This is a genomic window from Patescibacteria group bacterium (genome assembly GCA_041662965.1).
Taxonomy (GTDB): Bacteria; Patescibacteriota; Patescibacteriia; order Patescibacteriales; family GWC2-42-12; genus JACPHD01.
Genome location: JBAZRI010000001.1, coordinates 209520 through 229760 on the forward strand (window position 1 = coordinate 209520; position 20241 = coordinate 229760).

At 41.6% G+C, this 20241-nt stretch carries 24 protein-coding genes; 11 read left to right on the forward strand and 13 right to left on the reverse strand.

The features are described 5' to 3' along the window. The 7 genes from WC639_00835 to WC639_00865 form a co-directional block, all read right to left on the reverse strand. The gene (locus WC639_00835) at positions 1–510 is read right to left on the reverse strand and encodes an NUDIX domain-containing protein (GenBank protein MFA6306341.1); all 510 of its coding nucleotides are present in this window, start codon (positions 508–510) and stop codon (positions 1–3) included. Further along, positions 511–1014, reverse strand: a complete 504-nt coding sequence (locus tag WC639_00840) for a dihydrofolate reductase family protein (protein ID MFA6306342.1) — start codon at positions 1012–1014, stop codon at positions 511–513. Continuing rightward, positions 1015–1896 (reverse strand): deaminase, encoded by an 882-nt coding sequence (locus WC639_00845; GenBank protein ID MFA6306343.1) that lies wholly within the window; start codon positions 1894–1896, stop codon positions 1015–1017. 4 nt (positions 1897–1900) lie between these two features. After that, positions 1901–2563: a dCTP deaminase gene (gene dcd, locus WC639_00850; protein MFA6306344.1), complete on the reverse strand. Its 663-nt coding sequence runs from the start codon at positions 2561–2563 to the stop codon at positions 1901–1903. A gap of 16 nt (positions 2564–2579) precedes the next feature. Continuing rightward, positions 2580–3410, reverse strand: a complete 831-nt coding sequence (locus tag WC639_00855) for a thymidylate synthase (GenBank protein MFA6306345.1) — start codon at positions 3408–3410, stop codon at positions 2580–2582. 181 nt (positions 3411–3591) lie between these two features. Continuing rightward, positions 3592–4263, reverse strand: a complete 672-nt coding sequence (locus tag WC639_00860) for a hypothetical protein (GenBank protein ID MFA6306346.1) — start codon at positions 4261–4263, stop codon at positions 3592–3594. Between the two features lie 163 nt (positions 4264–4426). After that, complete coding sequence (locus WC639_00865) at positions 4427–5197, reverse strand: slipin family protein (GenBank protein MFA6306347.1); 771 nt, start codon at positions 5195–5197, stop codon at positions 4427–4429. A gap of 242 nt (positions 5198–5439) precedes the next feature. Here WC639_00865 and WC639_00870 point away from each other — a divergent pair, with 242 nt between their 5' ends. From WC639_00870 to WC639_00900, 7 genes are all read left to right on the forward strand, one after another. Continuing rightward, positions 5440–6024 carry an RNA polymerase sigma factor gene (locus tag WC639_00870; protein MFA6306348.1) on the forward strand — a complete coding sequence of 195 codons (585 nt, stop codon included), beginning with the start codon at positions 5440–5442 and terminating at the stop codon, positions 6022–6024. A gap of 4 nt (positions 6025–6028) precedes the next feature. Continuing rightward, complete coding sequence (locus tag WC639_00875; protein MFA6306349.1) at positions 6029–6856, forward strand: hypothetical protein; 828 nt, start codon at positions 6029–6031, stop codon at positions 6854–6856. 152 nt (positions 6857–7008) lie between these two features. Then, the gene (locus WC639_00880) at positions 7009–7437 is read left to right on the forward strand and encodes a hypothetical protein (protein ID MFA6306350.1); all 429 of its coding nucleotides are present in this window, start codon (positions 7009–7011) and stop codon (positions 7435–7437) included. 95 nt (positions 7438–7532) lie between these two features. Continuing rightward, a complete protein-coding gene (locus WC639_00885) occupies positions 7533–9404 on the forward strand; it encodes an efflux RND transporter periplasmic adaptor subunit (GenBank protein MFA6306351.1) in 1872 nt (623 codons plus the stop codon). A 47-nt stretch (positions 9405–9451) separates the two neighbouring features. Next, the gene (locus WC639_00890; GenBank protein ID MFA6306352.1) at positions 9452–10156 is read left to right on the forward strand and encodes an ABC transporter ATP-binding protein; all 705 of its coding nucleotides are present in this window, start codon (positions 9452–9454) and stop codon (positions 10154–10156) included. A gap of 7 nt (positions 10157–10163) precedes the next feature. Further along, on the forward strand, positions 10164–11390 hold the full coding sequence (locus WC639_00895) for an ABC transporter permease (protein MFA6306353.1): 1227 nt from the start codon (positions 10164–10166) through the stop codon (positions 11388–11390). Between the two features lie 17 nt (positions 11391–11407). Continuing rightward, positions 11408–11857: a hypothetical protein gene (locus WC639_00900; GenBank protein MFA6306354.1), complete on the forward strand. Its 450-nt coding sequence runs from the start codon at positions 11408–11410 to the stop codon at positions 11855–11857. A gap of 66 nt (positions 11858–11923) precedes the next feature. Here the strand turns inward: WC639_00900 and rplA are convergent, their stop codons facing one another. The 4 genes from rplA to secE form a co-directional block, all read right to left on the reverse strand. Then, positions 11924–12595 (reverse strand): 50S ribosomal protein L1, encoded by a 672-nt coding sequence (gene rplA, locus WC639_00905; protein MFA6306355.1) that lies wholly within the window; start codon positions 12593–12595, stop codon positions 11924–11926. 67 nt (positions 12596–12662) lie between these two features. Beyond that, entirely contained in the window at positions 12663–13085 is a 423-nt protein-coding gene (gene rplK, locus WC639_00910) for a 50S ribosomal protein L11 (GenBank protein ID MFA6306356.1), read from the reverse strand. 124 nt (positions 13086–13209) lie between these two features. Beyond that, positions 13210–13755: a transcription termination/antitermination protein NusG gene (nusG, locus tag WC639_00915; protein ID MFA6306357.1), complete on the reverse strand. Its 546-nt coding sequence runs from the start codon at positions 13753–13755 to the stop codon at positions 13210–13212. A 10-nt stretch (positions 13756–13765) separates the two neighbouring features. Then, the gene (gene secE, locus WC639_00920; protein MFA6306358.1) at positions 13766–13954 is read right to left on the reverse strand and encodes a preprotein translocase subunit SecE; all 189 of its coding nucleotides are present in this window, start codon (positions 13952–13954) and stop codon (positions 13766–13768) included. Positions 13955–14204: 250 nt separating this feature from the next. On the opposite strand from secE, the gene WC639_00925 reads away from it, so the two are divergent. Further along, positions 14205–14567 (forward strand): hypothetical protein, encoded by a 363-nt coding sequence (locus WC639_00925; protein MFA6306359.1) that lies wholly within the window; start codon positions 14205–14207, stop codon positions 14565–14567. Positions 14568–14596: 29 nt separating this feature from the next. Further along, positions 14597–17350 (forward strand): ATP-dependent Clp protease ATP-binding subunit, encoded by a 2754-nt coding sequence (locus WC639_00930; protein ID MFA6306360.1) that lies wholly within the window; start codon positions 14597–14599, stop codon positions 17348–17350. A 119-nt stretch (positions 17351–17469) separates the two neighbouring features. On the opposite strand, the gene WC639_00935 is transcribed toward WC639_00930, so the two are convergent. Beyond that, positions 17470–17736: a hypothetical protein gene (locus tag WC639_00935; protein ID MFA6306361.1), complete on the reverse strand. Its 267-nt coding sequence runs from the start codon at positions 17734–17736 to the stop codon at positions 17470–17472. 186 nt (positions 17737–17922) lie between these two features. On the opposite strand from WC639_00935, the gene WC639_00940 reads away from it, so the two are divergent. Together WC639_00940 and rplU are read left to right on the forward strand one after the other, a co-directional pair. Then, positions 17923–18951, forward strand: coding sequence for an MraY family glycosyltransferase (locus WC639_00940; protein MFA6306362.1), 1029 nt, complete (start codon positions 17923–17925; stop codon positions 18949–18951). A gap of 123 nt (positions 18952–19074) precedes the next feature. After that, the gene (gene rplU, locus WC639_00945; GenBank protein MFA6306363.1) at positions 19075–19413 is read left to right on the forward strand and encodes a 50S ribosomal protein L21; all 339 of its coding nucleotides are present in this window, start codon (positions 19075–19077) and stop codon (positions 19411–19413) included. 182 nt (positions 19414–19595) lie between these two features. On the opposite strand, the gene recR is transcribed toward rplU, so the two are convergent. Continuing rightward, the gene (gene recR / locus WC639_00950; protein ID MFA6306364.1) at positions 19596–20192 is read right to left on the reverse strand and encodes a recombination mediator RecR; all 597 of its coding nucleotides are present in this window, start codon (positions 20190–20192) and stop codon (positions 19596–19598) included. Positions 20193–20241 lie beyond the last annotated feature (49 nt).

The following is a 20241-nucleotide window of genomic DNA, read 5'->3' on the forward strand; positions in this document are numbered from 1 at the left end:
TTATTTATTTTTTAAAGCGTTTTTTATTAATTTGCCGCTGCCGCGGTTGCCTAGGAGATTATAAAATTTTATCCGGTTAAGCTTTTTTATATCAATCCATTCGGCCATATCGGTATATTTTTTTTCATATTCATCAAAATTATCTTTTGATAATTTGCCGCCGGTTTTTTTAACTAAAAAATAAAATAATTGGCAATTCCAATATTTTTTTCTCATGGTTGAATGAAAAAGAGAGCTGCCGACGTAGATAATTTTACCCCGTTTAACTTTAAATCCGGTTTCTTCCCAAAATTCTCTTTTTAAAGTATCTTCAATGGTTTCATGAAGTTCGGCGCCACCACCGGGAAAGTCATAGCCGTCCCATTGTTTTGAAAGCAATATTTTATTTTTTTCTATTAAAATTCCGTAAATTGATGGGCGAAAAGTTAATTTTTTAGCATCTACTTTATATAGCTTGCCGTTTATGTCGCGGCAGACAACTATTTTTGTTTTATTTTTTGATTTTTTCATTTAATATAATATTTTGTATTTTAGCATTATAGCGTTATCGTTTATTTTTTTTATTTCTTTTAGCTCTAAATTAATATTAAAATCTCCATTGAATAATCCCAGGCCGGCGCCGAAGATTTTCGGCTCAACCGTTAAAATTATTTCGCTGATTAATTTTTTTTCTAGAAACAGGGTATTTAAAAAAGCGCCGCCGCCGAGCAAGGCCGAAGCATAGCCCATTTTTTCCAGTTCAGCTAAAACCGGCTCAATCTCGCCCGACACCCATTTTACTCCGGCCCGTTCCGGCGGATTTTTTTCTAAAGTAAAAACAACATTCAGCCGATCTTTAAGAGGCGAGGGGAAAGTGGCGAAGGTTTTTTCGCCCATCATAACCGCGCCGTGCTGTTTAGAAATTTCGGCGAACAGTTTTTTGTCTTCTTTGGACGTCCAATCGGGGAAGTGGCCGCTGGTTTTGGCGATTTTACCGTCGGCCGTTATGGCCATCATTAAGGTTACGGAAATCATTTATTTATTATAATTTTTTAAGAATAAATCCAATTGTTTAAGCAGGTCGTTTTCATCTTTGGCCTCGATTTGTTTTACGGCAGCCGGGTTACCACGCGCCATACGGCTGACTTTTTCTCCCTGATACCACCATAAGATAATATCAGAAGCTGTAATTCTGGCGATTTCTAATTCAGCGCCAACACCCAGGCTGGGTAAGCCGACATAAGCGATTATTAAATCCGCGCTGGCGACTTCATGATGATCTTTTTTCCAGACCGCCAGAGGCGAGACCCGGGGGTTTTTTATCGGATCAGTTCCACCAAGATGAGGCACATAAACATTAGAGCAAATTTTAGAGCAAATTGCGGCGATTTTTTGGTAAGTTTCCCTATGGGCCGAATTTGTTTCGTTGGTGAGCGCGCCGCTAATGTATATTTTTCCCACGGATGAGGAAAAATTAAATTTATTATAAGAATTTTTAACCAAATAAACATTTTTTATACGCGCTTTAATTATCGTGTCCCAGCAATTTTTACAGCACCACCAGTGACCGTATAAATATAAATCTGCATCTTTACTATCTTGTCCGTTAGCTTTAGCGTTATTGGTTGAAGTTACTTCGCTGTGTCCAGTTTGTAAGCATACCTCTTTGCAATAATGATAGTCCTCTCCGGTTTTACTGCCATTTAAAACTCGCGGGCAAACTTCTATTTTTTTACCGGCATTACAGCCACGGCCGATAATTATTCCATTTTTTACTATAACAGCGCCGGTAGGCTGTTTAGAACAGCCGGTAGTCTCGGCCATTTTTTTCGCTTCAATCATAAACTGATTATCTTCGGCGACGAATTGGATGACTTTACCTTCGGGGAGATAAGGATATTTTATTGGTTCGGTCATATTTTTAAATTTTATATTTTTCTTTAAGCTGGTCTAACTGGCCTTGTTTGATTAAATCCATTTCTTCTTCGCTGTCGGAGCGGCTTTCTAAGCCGTAAGGTGTAGATTCAAAATATTTAGCGTCTTTTAAGCCGTGTTTTTTGGCGTCTTCATCGGAAATCGGAGATGATAGAGTCTGGAAAGTCAGATGAGAAATTCTTTCGCCCGGATATAATTTAATAATTTGCGTATCGGTATTGTTGACGATAGGGAAGGTAAGCGTGCCCTGGTATTTTACGTCAATCGTGCCATTAGCGATAAACAGGCCTCTCCTTAAAAGAGAGCTGCGGGCATTAAGCTGGGCCATGATTTGATCGTCTTTCAAAGTTATTTTTTCCAATGATGAAGCAATTATAAATTCTTTAGGCAACAGTTCAAAATATTGCCCGGGTTTTAATTTAACCAAGTCAAAATTATCTTGGGCCGATTCTTTAGCGTTAAAATAATCAAAGTTAATGGCAATCCGGCCGTTTTCGGAAAGTTTCCATTTTTTTGGTATATAAAAACTGTAGCCTAGGCGCAAGTCAACGGCATGAGGCTGGATTTGGTATTGGTCAAGCCGGGGGTCAAAAATGATTTTATTATTTTTTAAATAATCCAAAATTTCCTGTTTGCTAAGTAGCGACATATTTTTAAATTAAGATTTAAAGCACGATTTTTAAACCCTGAATCGGCGGCAACGGTTGGTATTGAGCGGTTAATTTACCGACAATTTCTTCAACTAAAGAATCATCGGCTTTTTCCGCCCGCTCAAACCAATTTTCTTGAGGCTCAAGCGAAATTTTCGGATGCTGGTTATCCCGTTCCAATATTTCCCAGGCGGCTTTATAATGAATATCATATATGTGGGCGTTGCTGATGGAGTGGGTTAGCCGGCCCGGCTTAACGCCAAGTTTAGCCGCCAGAATGTATTGCAGTAAAGCAAAACCGGCTACGTCATGCGGACAACCTAATATCATGTCGTTGGAGCGGACGATGGAATGAATATGCAATCGGTTGCCTATAATATTGACGGTAAACGTGTAAGGACAGGGGACATTTTTCTTTTTGTTGCCCGAGCCTAGGCCGTCGTCGGACGGATCCCAAGTGATAATTACGGCATGGCGGGAACCAGGCTGCTCTTGCAAATGCTTAATTAAGGAATCAATTTGGTCGCGGCCGAAATGTTTACGCCATCTATAGCCGTAAGCCGCGGCCACCGTGCCGTCTTCTTCGGTAAAATCATCCCAAATTTTAGTATATTTTTTTAAAAATTCATCCGGACGATTGGAACCTGTTAAAAACCAAATTTGTTCGGCTACAAAAATTTTTATGGGTATTTTTCTTAAGGTTAAGAGGGGAAAACCATCATCTAAATGCAAAGTAATGCCCGGGACGATTTTTGTTTTATGGCCGGTTCTTTCGTTATATTCTTCATAGCCGTTATTCATTATTTCCCAAATAGCTTCCTTATATTTTTGGTCAAATTGAGTCATGGTTTTGTCTGTGAATAAGTATTAAGCGTTATTACATTTTACCAAATCATTCAGAATAGGGCAAATTCACCCAGTTAAATAATTTTTTTAAGAAAATCAGCGCAAAGCGTTATTTAATGTAGTAAAAAAATACCCACCGTTTTTTGGTGGGTTTTGAAATTTAATAGTTTTTTAGAAAGGGCTAGCGGACAGCCGCGAGCCAAACTGCGCTGCCACCTTTATATTCGGGATCTGCTGGGCGGTAAGCTTTAATTTTTTTACCATCATGATATTCCCCGAACGAAATAAAACACAAACGACCATTGGCATCTTTCCAGAGAACATCAATGATGCGCGCTTTCTGAAAAATAGAAGGATTTTTTTTAAGTATGTCGACCACTTCGTAAGGATTGGCCCACCGTTTATAGCCACGGCTTTTAAGCTCAACTTCAGCTACGTTATAACGCAGGCTGACACCCTTATGGAAAAATTCAACAGGAATCTTGATTTTTTTATTTTTCGGCATAGTCGAAATCACATCATCATCGAATTCAATCTCCCAACCATTTTTCCTGAAAAAAGAGAACATTTTCTGCGCCGTTTGATTATAATTTGGTTTAGATAACCTTCTAAATACATTTTTAGCATCTTCTCGTAAGTCTTCAGCAACATCTCTTAGCGGGAAATAAAGTAAGCTGTTTAGTAAGTACTTAGCACGCACCTCGTTATTGAGAATTAGCCGCGCGTCTTTATTGCTTAATCCTAAACATTTAGGGTTATTACGCAAAATACCGAAAATCATGTTTATTAATTTTGAAACTAGAGCCTGCTTGTCTGAAATTTTTAAATTTTTTCTTGCTCTTACTTCTGTCATGATATCCTCCTGTTAGTCAAATTTTTTTATAAAGAACAATTTTTCTGCGAAATGCAGATTAAGGTAATATTTACCAATAACATATTAGATTATCACGCGAAAGACCGCTTGTCAAACATTAAAAAACACCCTGCAAAGGCAGGGTGTTTTTGCTATGTAAGTGTTAATTTTTCGTCGCTTGCTCTTTGACGATGAATTTTTTTATGTCTTCAACCGTGTTCATTAGCTGCGCCGGGAAAATGATGGTGGAATTTTTTTCAATGCTGATTTCGGCCAGAGTCTGTAAGTTCCTTAATTGCAGGGCGATCGGGTGCTCGGCCATAATGTCGGCGGCTTGGCCTAATTTTTCCGAGGCTAAGAGTTCGCCTTCGGCCGCGATGATTTTAGAGCGCTTTTCTCTTTCGGCTTCGGCCTGTTTAGCCATGGCGCGCTGCATGTTTTCCGGCAGTTCAATATCTTTTATTTCTACGAGTTCTACGACTACGCCCCAAGGTTCGGTATGGGCGTCTAAAACTATGCGGATTTCTTTATTGATGGCGTCTCGCTCGGATAAAACTTCGTCCAATTGAAAGCGTCCGACAATATTTCTGACCGTGGTTTGCGCGATTTGGTCAATGGCCTGGCGCACGTTTTCTATGGCCACGATGCTTTTTATGGCGTCAATAACTTTAAAATAAGCCACAGCCGAGATATCCACCGAGACGTTGTCTTTAGTAATGATTTTTTGCGGCGGGATCGGCATGGTCATGGTCCTGAAATCAACTTTGCGCATCCATTGAAAATACGGGATGATCCAGTTTAAGCCCGGCTCTCTGACCGAGATAATTTTTCCCAGGAAAAATACCACGCCTTTTTCATACTGCTGGACCACTTTAAAACCTGGCAAAACAATGAAGACGATGATAAAAAACAGGACATACAATAATGATGGCATAAATTTTAAATTTAATCCTCCTTCGCTAGAACTTCGGAGGACAAGTAAATTAATAATAGCTTAATATTAGCAGAAGATAATTAAAAAAGCAATTCTTGCGATATGGCGGATAGCCGCCTTGTTTAAAGATTAAGCCGCTTGCCAATAAGCGGTTAATTGGTTAAAATAAAGGCTCTTAAGCGGCCGTGAAGAAAGTTTGTTTTTCTGCGTATTACTAAGTAAGAGCTTAGACGAGACAGCTTATGATTAATAATGAGCAAGCGCAAAAATTAAGCGACGAAGAAATCGCGCGGTTAAGCCTGGAAAATCGGGATTATTTTTTATTGATTATCAACCGCTATAAAGAAAAATTGTTAAGATATGTCCGGCGGCTGTCTAATATAAGTTCTGAAGACGCGGACGATTTATTGCAGGAAATTTTTTTGAAAGTTTATTTGAATCTTAATGATTTTGACGAAGATTTAAAATTTTCCTCCTGGATTTACGCGATCGCCCGCAACCAAACGATCAGCCATTATCGCAAGCTTAAAGTCAGGGCCGAGGGGCACGCGGTGGCGATTGATGATAAAAATTTTAAAGAAATCATGTCTGATTTTGACATTAAAAAAGACATGGACACGGGCTATTTAAGAGAGAATATTTTAAAGATTTTAGATAAGCTGGACGGAAAATACCGCGAAATCTTAATATTGAAATTTTTTGAAGAAAAAGATTATCGGGAAATTTCCGATATTATCAAGCGGCCGGTCGGCACGGTCGGCTCGCTGATGAATAGAGCTAAAGCGGAGTTTAGGAAAAAATTAATCGGGCAGAATATTAAATTATAAATATATGGCCTTGGACAAAAATTTTGAGGAAGAATTCCTCCATAAAATTGAAGCTGAAAAAATTCAGCCTAAGCCGAGATGGCGGTTTTTATTAAAAAATTATGCTGTCTGGGGCGCGGGTATTTTAGCGCTTTTCTTCGGGGCGATTTCCGTGTCGCTGATATTTTATATGAGCCGCTATAATGATTTGGAAGTTTACGGCCGGTCCGGCGGCCGGCTTTGGGAGAAATTATTATTGTTAATCCCGATTTTTTGGCTTGCCTGTCTGGCTATTTTCGCGCTGGCGGTTATTTATAATGTTAAACATACTAAAAAAGGCTATCGCTATCCGCTGTTTTTAATTATTTTGGGAATAATAGCGGCCAGCGTAATTTTCGGAGGAATTTTTTACGCCGTTGGTTTTGGCGAAAAAATAGACGATAGTTTTAGCCGGCACGCGCCATTTTACGACCGCCTGATTAATCCGCGGATTGATTTCTGGTCGCAGCCGGAAGAGGGCAGGCTGATGGGCATGATAATTTCGCGAGTTGATGATGACATTTATATTTTAGCCAATAGGGAAAGGCAGGAATGGAAAGTGCTGACTAAGGGCGCGAAGCCGGTGCCGGGCGCCGAGGCGGTTGAATTAAAAGTCGGCCGGCCGGCGCGCTTTATCGGCAAGATTCAGGCCGAACGCGAATTTAGCGCTACTGAAATTTTACCCATGATGCCGGGCAAGGGCTTTTTTGAAAAAGCCGGATTGATGAAGCGGAGATTTCCCTGCCCGGCGGCTGAAAACGCCGACCGTTTTGGCGATTGCCAAAAATACAATGGAATGCCGGAGAAATTTTAATGATTTTTTGAAGAAATTTTTTTCTCTTGCGTAATAGTCAATAGGGGATGGCCAAGCCCGGAGATTTCTAATAAATCAATAATTTCTATCCGCTATATGCCGCCTTGGGTAATGGGGAAGCCAAACGGCTTATAGCTTTAGACAATAAAATCATGAAAAAATCTTATATTATTTCCGGAGTAGCCGCTTTAATCATCTTCGCCGCGGCCGCCAGCGCGGTTTCAATCGCTTCGGCGGCCGGCAACGCTAATGGGAATTTCGGCGGATTTTGGAAAAACAGGGGGCAAAACGCCAATTTAACCGCTGAACAGAAAACGGCTAAGCAAGCCGAGGCTCAAACTAAAGTTGACGCGGTCAGAGCGGCTTTAAACGCCGGCGACTATAATGCCTGGGTTAAGGCGGTAGGCGAAAACGCGCCGATCTTAAAACAGATTAACGTCGCTAATTTCAATCGTTTCGTAGAAGCTTATAAGCTGGAGCAGCAAGCGGATGCCATCAGGCAAGAATTAGGCGTTAACAGAGGCGCCGGCTGTTTAGGCGGAGGCGGGGGAATGTCCGGCTTCGGGCGATTACGGCAATAAATTAAAATAATGGGCATATATCATAAAAATATATATGGCATGATAAAGGATGGCTCAATTTAATATTGGCCATTCTTTATTATATAAATAAAAATATGACACAAAGAATTTTTAGCGCTATTAAGAATCATAAAATAATCGCTTTTTTTATGATTTTAATAATTAGCGGCGGCGGTTATTACGGCTATAATAAATATAAGGCTGGCAATATCCAGCCAAGCTATATTACTTCAGCCGTTGAGCAAGGCACTTTAATCACCTCGGTTTCTTCCAGCGGCCAGATTTCCGCTTCCAACCAAGTTGATGTTAAAGCCAAAGTTTCCGGCGATATTGCTAAAATTGCCGTCGTCAGCGGACAGGAAGTTAAGAGCGGAGGGCTAATCGCGCAGATTGACGCTAGAGACGCTTATAAAACGGTTAGAGACGCTCAATCCAGTTTGCAAAGCGCTCAATTGGCCATGGATAAATTAAAGCAGGCGGCTAGCGCTAATTCCCTTTCGCAAGCCGAGAATTCGGTTGCCAGCGCCCAAACCAGCTTGGATAAACTTAAATTGTCCCAGCCGATTGATTATCAAAACGGCAAAGATTCTTTGCAAAATGCCCAAACTAATTTAGGTAAAGCCTATAGCGACGCTTTTAATGATATTTCTAATACTTTTTTAAGTTTGCCCGACATGGTTGTTTCGCTGGATGATATTCTTCATAGCGAGGAAATAAGCGCCAGCGAGGCTTCTTTAGACATCGGGCAAATAAATACCGCCGTGCTTTTAAATTCAACTTTTGAATATGGAATCGATCGGTCAAAAATTATATCATATCAGGCAGGCGCGGAAAATGATTACGCGGCGGCTCTTAAGGTTTACGATCTGGCTTATCAAGATTTTAAAAATGCCAGTATTTATTCAGCGCCTCAAGCCGTGGAAAATCTGCTGGATAAAACATTCACGGCCGCTAAAGCGATTGCCCAAGCGGTCAAGAGCGAAAACAATTATTTAACCACTTGGTCCGACTTTCGCGTTCTAAGGGACCAGTCTGTTTTTACTCAAGTTACTGCCTATAAAACTGATTTGGCGGCCTACGCCGGCCAGACTAATACATTTTTATCAAATTTGTTGTCGGCGCAGGCGGCTATTAAAACTTATAAAGACGCCATCGCCGCGGCTAACAATAATTTAAAAACATTAACCCAAAATCAGCCTTTGGATTTAGCCGCCTCTGAAAATAGCTTAAGAGAAAAACAAGCCGCGCTGGCTGAATTGAAAGGCGGCGCCGATCCGTTGGATATCAAATCGCAGGAATTGTCGCTCCAGCAAAAACGCAACGCGCTTTATGACGCGCAAATTGCTTTAGCCGATTATGCCGTTAAAGCTCCGTTTGACGGCATAATCGCCGCGGTTAATTTAAAAGCGGGCGATTCGGCGTCAGGCGCCATCGCTACGATTATGACTAAGCAGCGCATCGCGGAAATTTCTTTAAATGAAGTTGACGCGGCTAAGATAAAAATAGGCGATAAGGCGACGCTTACTTTTGACGCGCTTGACGGACTTAGCATCAGCGGCCAAGCCGCGGAAATTGATTCGCTGGGCACGGTAACCCAGGGCGTGGTTACCTATAATGTAAAAATTGTTTTTGACACGCAAGACGACCGCGTTAAGTCAGGCATGAGCGTTAACGCGACTATTATTACAGGCGTTAAAACCGACGTTTTGATGGCGCCTAACTCGGCGGTTAAAACCGATGCTAACGGTGGCAGTTATGTTCAGACGCTTGATTCAGCCGGCCAGCCGCAGAACATTACGGTTCAGATCGGCCTGGCCAATGATGCTAATACGGAAATAATCAGCGGCTTGAATGAAGGCGATAAAGTTATCACCCAGACAATAACTTCCGGCGCGGCTAAAACCACGACAGCACAAACCGGCAATGGCGGAGGCATAAGAATACCGGGCATCGGCGGCGGCCGTTAAGGCAAAGCGGCTTTAGGTTCGCGATTAATTTATTCAAATTAAAGCCAATGATTAAATGTGAAAATATATACAAATCATATAGCACCGGCGGCGTTGAAACCGAAGTTCTTAAAGATGTTTCTTTTTCTATTAATGACGGCGAATTTATCGCCATTATCGGTCCGTCCGGTTCAGGCAAGTCAACTTTAATGCATATTCTAGGCGCGCTGGATATTCCGACCAGCGGCAAATATTATTTAGGCGGCAAAGACGTTTCGGCTTTATCCGAAGATGAGTTGGCGCGGATAAGAAAAGAAAAAATCGGCTTTGTTTTTCAAGCCTTTAATTTATTATCCCGCGCGACGGTGTTGCGCAATGTCATGCTGCCTTTGGTTTACGCCGAGATACCGGCCGAACAGCGCGAAAAAAAGGCTAGAGAAGCTTTAACGCAAGCCGGTTTGGCTGAATCGCATTTCAGCCATCTTTCCAACCAGCTGTCCGGCGGGCAAATGCAAAGAGTGGCTATTGCCCGGGCTTTAGTCAATAATCCGGCTATAATTTTAGCCGACGAGCCGACCGGCAATTTGGATTCAAAAACCGGCGATGTGGTTTTGGAAACTTTTCGCAGTTTAAACGCGCAAGGCCGGACGATTATATTAATTACCCATGAACAATACGTGGCCGAGCACGCGGATAGGATAATTATGATTAAGGACGGGATGATTGTGAGCGACAGAAAGAATGATCACAGGAGAATAAATGGCATAAAATAAAAAATATATGTTGATTTACGATTTATTCCAAGAAAGTTTTCTGGCTTTATCAAGCAATAAAATTAGGTCAAGCCTGACTATTTTAGGCATAGTTATCGGCGTGGCTTCGGTTATCGCCATGGTTTCCATCGGCCAGGGTTCTCAAGCCTCAATTGAGTCCAGCATCCAATCCATCGGTTCAAATTTGATTATGGTTATGCCGGGCGCCCAGCGCGGTTTCGGCGGCGGCGCCAGCTCGGCTCGAGGCAGCGCCCAATCTTTAAAGCAGGCTGACGCTGACGCTATTAAAAAAGAAGTTGTTTCAGTTAAAGCGGTTGCTCCGGATTTATCCCAAAGATATCAGATCACGGCTAAAGGCACTAATAGCAATACTTCGGTTGACGGCGTGACTGCCGCTTACGCGGAAGTCAGAAGCGTAAAGATAGAGCAAGGCTCATTTATAACCGATCAAAATAATTCCGGTTTATCTAAGGTCGCGGTTTTAGGCCCGACTACGCGCGATGATCTGTTCGGCGCCAATGCCGCCAATGTAATCGGTCAGGCGATTAAAATTAATAAAATTGAATTTAAGGTTATCGGCATTACGCAAGCTAAGGGCGGCAGCGGTTTCTCCAACCAAGATGATATAATTTATATACCTTTATCCACTATGCAGAGATATTTAGCCGGCGCCGATTATGTTTCCACTATCAGCATTGAGGCTGAAAATTCCGATGACATGGCTACGGTTCAAGAGCAGGTTAACAGTTTGCTTATGGCCAGGCATAAAATTTCCGATGCGTCGTCGGTTGATTTTAATATTTTAAACCAATCGGATATCGTGGCCACGGCTTCAAGCGTTACCGGCACTCTTACTATGCTGCTCGCCGCTATCGCCGGGATTTCTTTGATCGTCGGCGGTATCGGCATTATGAATATGATGCTGACGACCGTTACCGAGCGGACCAAAGAAATCGGCTTGCGCAAAGCCATCGGCGCGTCCAGGCAGGATATTAGCAGCCAATTTTTAGTTGAAGCCATTATGCTGACGTTATTGGGCGGCATTATTGGCATTTCTCTGGGTTGGCTGATTTCTTTGGCCGTATCCAGTTTTGCCGGTTTAGCTACTGTGGTTTCGACGATGTCGATTATTTTAGCTTTTGGCGTGTCGGCGGCTATCGGTTTGATTTTCGGCTATTATCCGGCCCGCCGGGCGTCAAAATTAAATCCGATTGAAGCTTTAAGGTTTGAATAATAATTTACAATATTTTTATGCAGAATAAAATGTTAATTGGTTTTATCATCGCAGTAGTCGTAGTTGGAGCCGGCTCTTTTTATGGCGGCATGCAGTATGGCAAAAATCAAACTAGCGCCCAGAATAATGCTGCGCGCCAACAAAGATTTGGGCAAGGCGCCGGGCCGGCTCAAGGCGGGCAATTTAATCGTCAAGGCAGAGTAGCCGGCGGCGGGTTTGTTAATGGCGATATTATCGCCAAAGATGATAAAAGCGTAACGGTTAAATCGGCTGATGGCGGATCAAAAATAGTTTTTTTATCAGGCGCGACGCAAATAATGAAATCGGTTGATGGTTCTTTGGTTGACTTGGAGATGGGGGAAAATGTTATGATAACCGGCAGCGCTAATTCGGACGGCAGTCTAACCGCGCAGTCCATTCAATTGCGTCCGGCCGCGCCCTTAACCGCGACTTCAACGCCAAAATAATAATTAGCAGATTATTAAAATAAAAAACGCTCCGCGAATCGCGGAGCGTTTTTTTATGTGAGATTTTTATAAAGCGATTTTTATCCCCGGACCCATAGTTGAGCTGATGTAAGCTTTTTTGATATAGATGCCCTTGGAAGTCGCCGGTTTGGCTTTTCTGATCGCTTCTAAAAGCGTTTCAAAATTTTGCGTTAATTTGCCGGTCTCAAAAGAAATTTTGCCGATAGCCACGTGCACATTGCCGGTATCGTCATTTTTTAAGCTTATTTTGCCTTTTTTCAGTTCCAGAACGGCTTTAGCCGGGTTAGGCGTAACAGTTTCGTTTTTAGGCGAAGGCATCAGGCCGCGGGTGCCTAAAATTTTAGCGATTGATGATAAATTTTTCATCATGGCCGGTTCAGCTACGGCTACCTGGAAATCGGTTTTCTCGGTTTTTTTAATTTCGTTAATCAATTCTTCGCCGCCGACATAATCAGCGCCGGCCTTACGGGTTTCTTCTTCTTTGGCCGGGGTGACAAAAGCCGCCACTTTAATGGTTTTGCCCGTGCCGTTAGGCAGGGAAACGGCCAGTCTGACTTGCTGTTCGCCTTTTTTAGTGTCAATGCCCAAGCGGAAATGGATTTCCAGCGAAGCGTCAAATTTTGTTTTAGATAATTTTTTGGTCAATTCAACGGCTTCCGCGATCGGATAAGCTTTATTGACGTCATATTCAACCGTGGCTTTAGTTTTTTTTGTCATAATTTTTTTCGTGGTATTAGCGCCCCGCGTTTGCGGGGCTCCCACAAATTAGTGATTAAATTTTCAATTATTTTATTTCTACGCCCATCTGCCTGGCCGTGCCGGCGATAATTTTCATGGCCGCTTCAATATCATTGGCGTTAAGGTCGGGCATTTTAATCTCGGCGATTTCTTTAAGCTGGGCCTTGGTGATTGAACCGACTTTTTCCGTTAAAGGCTTGCCCGAGCCTTTGGGGATTTTTGCCAATTTTTTGATTAATTCCGAAGCTGGAGGAGTTTTTAGGATAAAAGTATAAGTTCTATCTTCAAAAACAGTAATTTCCACCGGCGTGATATCGCCCATTTTATCTTTGGTTTTTTCGTTGAAAGCTTGGCAGAATTGCGCGATATTTAAGCCGTGCTGGCCTAAAGCCGGACCTACCGGAGGCGCGGGATTAGCCTGGCCGGCCGGAATTTGCAATTTTATTTTGGTTAATATTTTCTTGGCCATACTGGTTAGTTTTTATTATTTAATAATCTTCCAACCCCGACGAATCTACAAATTAACTACAAATACTACAAATATTAAGAAGCTTGATTTGTAGATTCGTAGCAGATTCGTTGATTTGTGGGATTTATATTTTCTTAATTTGTAAGAAATCAAGCTCCACCGGAGTTTCTCGGCCGAACATGGAAACCACGACTTTGATTTTGCCTTTAGCCTCGTCAATGTCGGCCACTTTGCCTTCTAAATTTTTAAACGGCCCGTCAATGATCCGCACCGGCGAATTGATTGAAACGTCAATTTTAAATTTAGGCTCTTCAACGCCCATGCGTTTTTGCAGATCTTTTATTTCATGTTCCGAGATCGGGGTCGGAATAGTGCCGGTGCCGATAAAGCCGGTGACGTTAGGCGTATTCCTGACTACGTACCAGGAATCGTCGTTAACGATCATTTCCACTAAAACGTAGCCGGGAAAGATTTTTTCTTCAATGATTTTCCGTTTGCCGTTTTTAATTTTAATCTTTTTTTCCGTAGGGATTAAAATATTATAAATCTTATTTTCCATGTCCATGGATTCGATTCTTTGTTTTAAATTCTGCGAGACGTTTTCTTCATAACCGGAATAAGTGTGTAAAACGTACCAGCGCCGGCCTTGATTTAATGTTTGTTTAGCCATATGGAGACGATTATTTATTGATAATTAAATATTCCAGGCCTTTGGTAAAAATGAGGTCTAGAAGGCCCAAAAACAAAGCCACTCCCACGCTGATAAAAATCACCAGCAAAGTATAATTATAGGTTTCTTTTTTAGTCGGCCAAGCGACTTTTTTCATTTCTTCAATTGAGGCTTTGATGTAATTGATTATTTTATCCATATTGTTCTATTAAAAAACAGCCCTGGCGGGCGGCGTTTATTTATGTTTATATCTTACACAATACTTAAAAGGCTGTCAAGCGCTTGGTTTAATTGGCTGAAATATGGTATAATATTATTAAGAAATTTTCAATTTTCAATTTTCAATTTTCAAACAATTTTCAAAGCTATAATTATTAATGAATTAATTTAATTAGAAATTAAAACATTAATTCATTGTTTAGAAATTAGAAATTAGAAATTGAAAATTTATGTCAAATAGCTTTATCTTTTACGGCCTGCAGATATTAATTGAATTGATTCAGGATATTTTATATTTTCCCGCCTGGTGGTATTCGCGCGGGCTGTTAAATATAATCATGGGCGTGATGAATTTTTTAATAAACAAGCAAAAATCTTTGGCGCTTTTCGTCTGGGTAAAAAATATTTTCCGCCCGATGTACGCTCAATATGATTGGCAGGGTATGCTGATCAGTTTTTTTATGCGCCTGGTGCAGATTATTTTCAGAAGCATTGTTATGCTGTTATGGCTTATTTTTTCTCTGGCCGTTATTATTTTTTGGATTTTATTTCCGGTTTTTGTTATTTATGAAATTATTTTTCAGTTTTTATAAATTGTATTTGCGCATTAAGCTAAATTTTCATGCCCGAAGAAAATAAAAAATCAAAAATTCAATTTATAGTTTGCGACTTCTGCGCCGGCGCCGGCAAGTCGGGCTCCGGTTCGGCTTGCAAAAATTGCTCCGGCGCGGGCGTGATAGCTTTTTACGCCGGCAGATTTTTTTATTGGAATCTGCTTATAAGCGTCCCGGCCATAAAATTGCGGCATTTAAAAAATGGCTTAAATTTAGTTGTGAATTCATTGGCCTATATTTTAGGCTTAGCCGGCTTAATGGCTTTAGCTTATTGGGTTTGGCGAGCGAGCGAACATACGCAGACCCTGGAAGCTTTTTCTTTTTGGCGCGTGAAAAGCCCGCTGATTTTAACTTTTTGGATCAGCTTATTGGCTGATATGTTTGTAATTTACCGCTTAAGCCAAGCGGAAGCGGCGCGGCGGAAGATAACCAAGCCTAAGTATGATCAAACGGCAAAATATAATTCTCCGAATAATTGGTCTGAATTTAATAAAGTAAAGGGCAAATATAAAGTTGAAGTTTCCAGCGGTTTCAGCCTGTCCGCGCTTAAGGCGATTGAGCAAGCTTTTAATTTGGCCGATTACGCTAAGCATGGCCGGGTCAGGCCGATCCATTTATTTTTTAGTTTACTTAAAGACAGGGGGGTGGCGGCGATTTTTTCCCGACTGAATATTGATTCGGCTAAGCTAATCGCTAAATTAAAAAACCAATTATTGGCTTTAGAGGCGGGAAACGAACAAACCGTGATAGCGGCGGAAGTTAAAGAGATTTTTTTTGAAAGCTATATCAGCGCTTTGAATTCCGGGCAAAAAAGGGTAGAGCCGGCTCATTTTATTTTGCCGATTTTAGCCCGGGATAAAAATTTAAGCGAGTTGCTTTACGATCTGGATATTGACCATGATAAAATAAATAATGTTATCCAATGGTTTATTATCGGCGAGCGTTTGATGGATAATTACCGCCTGTACCGCAAAGCTTCGCGTTTTAAGCCGGCGACTTCTATGGACCGCGCTTATACGGCCGTGGCCACGCCGATCTTAAACCATTTCGCTTATGATTTGACTTTGGCCGCTAAATGGGGCCGGCTGGAATTATGCGTTGGCAGGGAAGATGAAGTTAAAGAAATTTTTCAAATTTTAGAAAGCGGTAAAAATGGAGTTTTGCTTTCCGGCCCGGCGGGCGTTGGTAAAAAAATGATTATCGGGCAAATCGCCAAAGCCATGGTGGAGGAAGACGTGCCGAAAATGCTAAGAGACAAACGGCTTTTGGAATTAGACATAACGCGCCTCTTAAGCGGAGCCTCGGCGGCCAAAGCCGAAGAAAGGCTTTTGGTAATAATTGATGAAGTGGCCCGCGCCGGCAATATTATTTTATATATTAATGATATTGAAAATTTAATGGGCATTACGGCCGGCGGCGAAGAGAGTTTTGAGCTGTCGGAAGTTTTAGTTAGCGCCGTTGGCCGGCATAATCTTATTTGTCTGGCTAGCGCCAGCCAGGATAATTATGCCAAATATATTGAGAATAAACCCTTAGGCAATATCATGGCTAAAGTGGAAGTCGAAGAACCGGATAATAATTTAGCCATTCAGATGCTGGAAAGCAAGATCGGATTTTACGAAGCCAAATATAAAGTTTATTTTACCTATTCAAGCATCGCTAAGGCCGTGGAATTATCGGCTAAATATATTTATGATAAATATTTGCCGGCTAAAGCGGTTGATATTTTAGAAGCCATCGCGGTTAAAGTTTCTAAAACCAAAGGCCTAAACAGCCTGGTTGATGTTGAAGACGTGGCGGAAATTATCAGCCAAAAAACGAAAATCCCTTTGACGAAAATTACCGAGAAAGAAAGCGAAGTTCTGCTTAATTTGGAAGAAAAAATACATAACCGCATGATTGGGCAGGCCGAAGCCGTTAATATGGTGGCGGCGAGTTTAAGGCGGGCGCGCACCGAGTTAAGAGAGCAAAAGCGGCCGATCGCCAATTTTCTATTTTTAGGACCGACCGGAGTCGGTAAAACCGAATTGGCTAAAACCGTGGCCGAAGTTTATTTCGGCGACGAGGATTATATGGTTAGGCTGGACATGAGCGAATACCAGCGGCCGGAGTCAATAGAAAAAATGATCGGTTCGCCGGACGGAATTTTAGGCTATTTAACCGAGGCCGTGCGTAAAGCGCCGTTTTCTTTGATATTGTTGGATGAGCTGGAAAAAGCGCATCCGGAAATTTTAAATTTATTTTTGCAAGTTATGGACGACGGCCGCTTAACCGACGGATCGGGCCGGACGATTGATTTTACTAATAGCATTATTATCGCCACTTCCAATATCGGCGCGGTTTATATCCAGGACCAAATTAAGGCCGGCGCCGCTTTAGAGCAAATAAAGCAATCGCTCATAAACGATCAGCTTAACAAATATTTAAAGCCGGAATTAATAAATCGTTTTGACGGCGTAATCGTCTTTAAGCCGCTGGAGATTTTGGAAGTTGAAAGCATTGCTAAACTGATGCTAAATAAAGTTAGAAAAATGCTGGAAGCCAAAGGCATCGGCTTGGAGTGCGATGAAGCCGGTATAAAAAAAATCGCCGCTTTAGGCTTTGACCCTAAATTCGGCGCTCGGCCTTTAAGGCGTTTGATTCAGGAAAAAATTGAAAACGAAATCGCCAATAAAGTTTTGGCCGACGGGCTTAAAAGAAGGGATACGGTAGTGATTGACGGCGAAGTTAAAATCAGCGTGAAAAAGGGGAGAGAGTTATAAATAATTTTACCAACTGCATAATAGAAAAAACAAGGGAAAAAGAAAAGGACGACTTGGCATAAATTTTCCACGTAAGAAAATTTATATGCCATGTCGTCCCGGAAATTTTGGAAGAAATATTAACTGATGGATATTTCGTTAATATTTCCTCCATCTGTTACTTCGAGGAATTTCTGACCGGTCGGGGGGGTGCCATTAAGCTTTCTTAATTTACATAAGGCCTTGTCTGGGTCTATCATTACAGCTTTTGTGCCTTTGTTTTCTCTTGCGATTTTTCCCATCGCTTCCATAACCAAACCAAAATTGCCGCCAACTTTGCTACCTGTAGCAGCTGCTACAAATGCCACTTTTGCTCCGCCCAGGTCAGTATTAGCCGAGATCCTCATTATTACCCCTCCTGTTTTGCAATAAAAGTAAGTGTTTTCAAGTTTTCAACAACGTTTTTCTTAATTAATCTAATTTTCACCTCCTTTTTTATGTGCGATTAGGATAATTAATTAAATTATCCATAAAAATATATTATAGCTTAATTTCAGAAAAAAAGCAAATTTATATTGTGGAAAACTAAATATATGCTGTTTTATCTTCAAATTTTCATAACAACTTTGCTTCTAACCGTTGGGCTGACTTTTTTAGTTATGAAACTGGCAAAGAAACTGAAAATCGTTGACAAGCCTGATCGGGAGAGAAAAATTCATGATCGGGCAACGCCGCTACTCGGCGGCTTGGCTATCTTCGCGGCTTTTTTTATTATTTTATATTTTACCCATGACAAGCTTCTGACCGGCGATCTTCTGCCGCGGCACTGGCTGGGATTTTTTAGCGGCGCCTGTTTTTTAATGATCGGCGGCTGGCTGGACGATAAATATAATTTAAAACCGGCTTGGCAGATTATTTGGCCGGCGCTGGCGATCGTGAGCGTTATCGCCGGCGGCGTGCAGATTGAAAAAATTACCAATCCCTTCGGCGGTTTTATTTATTTGGGCGCTTTGTCGGCTGTTTTAATCGCTTTGTGGCTCTTAGGCATGATGTATACGACTAAGCTTTTGGACGGGCTTGACGGCTTAGTCAGTGGCATGACGGCTATCGGCGCGCTAGTGATTTTTTTATTTACCATGAGCGAGAAATATTATCAGCCCGACATCGGTCTGGCCGCTTTGATTTTAGCGGCCGCGACGCTCGGCTTTTTATTTTTTAACTGGCATCCGGCGAAAATATTTTTAGGCGAAGGCGGGTCGCTTTTTCTAGGCTACGCCCTAGGCGTGCTTTCAATCATCTCGGGCGGTAAAATCGCCATCGCCTTATTGGTTATGGGCATACCGGTATTAGACGTGGCCTGGACTATCATTAGGCGCTTGGTTGCCGGTAAAAATCCTTTTAGGTTCGCGGATAATAAGCATCTGCATTTTCGCTTGTTAAATATGGGCCTAGGCGTTAAAAAATCAGTTTTACTTTTTTACGGCGTTTCCATTATTTTCGGCTTATCCGCCTTATTTTTGCAAAGCCAAGGCAAGGCGCTGGCCTTAGCCGCGCTCTTGGCTATTATGATATCGGTTATTATGTTTTTCGCTTATCTTGACAGAAAGAATAAAGTAGTTTAATATTATCTCATAACGCCTCACTTTCGTGAGCTTTTATTTTTAAATAATGTTTTTATTCACCCCGTTAGATATAATTGATAATTATAATGTTATCAATATAACAATCGGGGTTTATCAAATTATATGGCAATTAAAAAAGATGAGATATCTAACGGGGTAAAAATAGCAGTTATTAAAACCGGCGGCAAGCAATATAAAGTTAGCCAAGGGCAGAATTTGAAAATTGAGAAAATTGACGCCGAAGTCGGCGCGGTTTTAAAGTTTCCGGCTTTGCTTATAGCCGAAGAGGAAAATATTAACTTGGGCAAGCCTTTATTGGGCGAGATAGTTGAAGGCAAAATTTTAGAGCAGGGCAAGGGCAAGAAAGTCAGCGTGGTAAAGTTTAAAAACAAAACCAGATATAAAAGAAACGTCGGCCATCGTCAGCCGTATACCAAAGTGGAAATAACCAAGATTGCATAACAAAAATCCCGCGCTTAGCGGGATTTTTAAATTTGTTTGTCATTGCGAGCGACTGCAAGGAGCGCGGCAATCTAACGAACTATTTTATTAAATTATAGATTTGTTTTTAACACAAAGGTTTATTATATTAAATTGTCCGTGAGATTGCTTCGTCGCTATCGCTCCTCGCAATGACAAAAGTATTACATCTCGTTCCTGTATTTCAGCGCGTTGGATAAAGTTATCTCGTCCGCGTATTCAAGGTCCGCGCCCATGGGCAGGCCTTTGGCCAGGCGGGTGATTTTTATTTTGTAAGGCTTTAATAATTTCACGATGTACATGGCCGTGGTTTCGCCTTCTAGATCCGGGTTAAAAGCCAGAATAATTTCTTTGGCGCTATTTTGCTTTAAGCGGTTTAACAGAGTTTTGATATTCAGCTGGTCCGGCTTTACGCCTTCAATGGTATTGATGACTCCGCCTAAAATATGGTAAAGCCCGCTGTATTGCTTGGTGGCTTCAATGGCCAGCATATCCCGCGTATCCGCGACCAAGCAAATAACCGAGCGGTTTCTTTTCGCGTCAGAGCAGATTTGGCAAGGATTGGCTTCGGCGATAGACAAACAGGTTTGGCAGACCGCGGTTTTTTCTTTAACTTCGGCGATAGCCTGAGCAAATTGCTGCAGCCATTCCGGATGCTGGTTTAATAAATAAAAAACATAACGTTCGGCGGTTTTCGGGCCGACCGTCGGCAGTTTGGAAAAATATTCAATTAAGTTTTGGATGGAAGAAGGGTAGCGCATATAAATAATAAATGACAAATGATTAATTTCTAATGACAAATTAATGCCA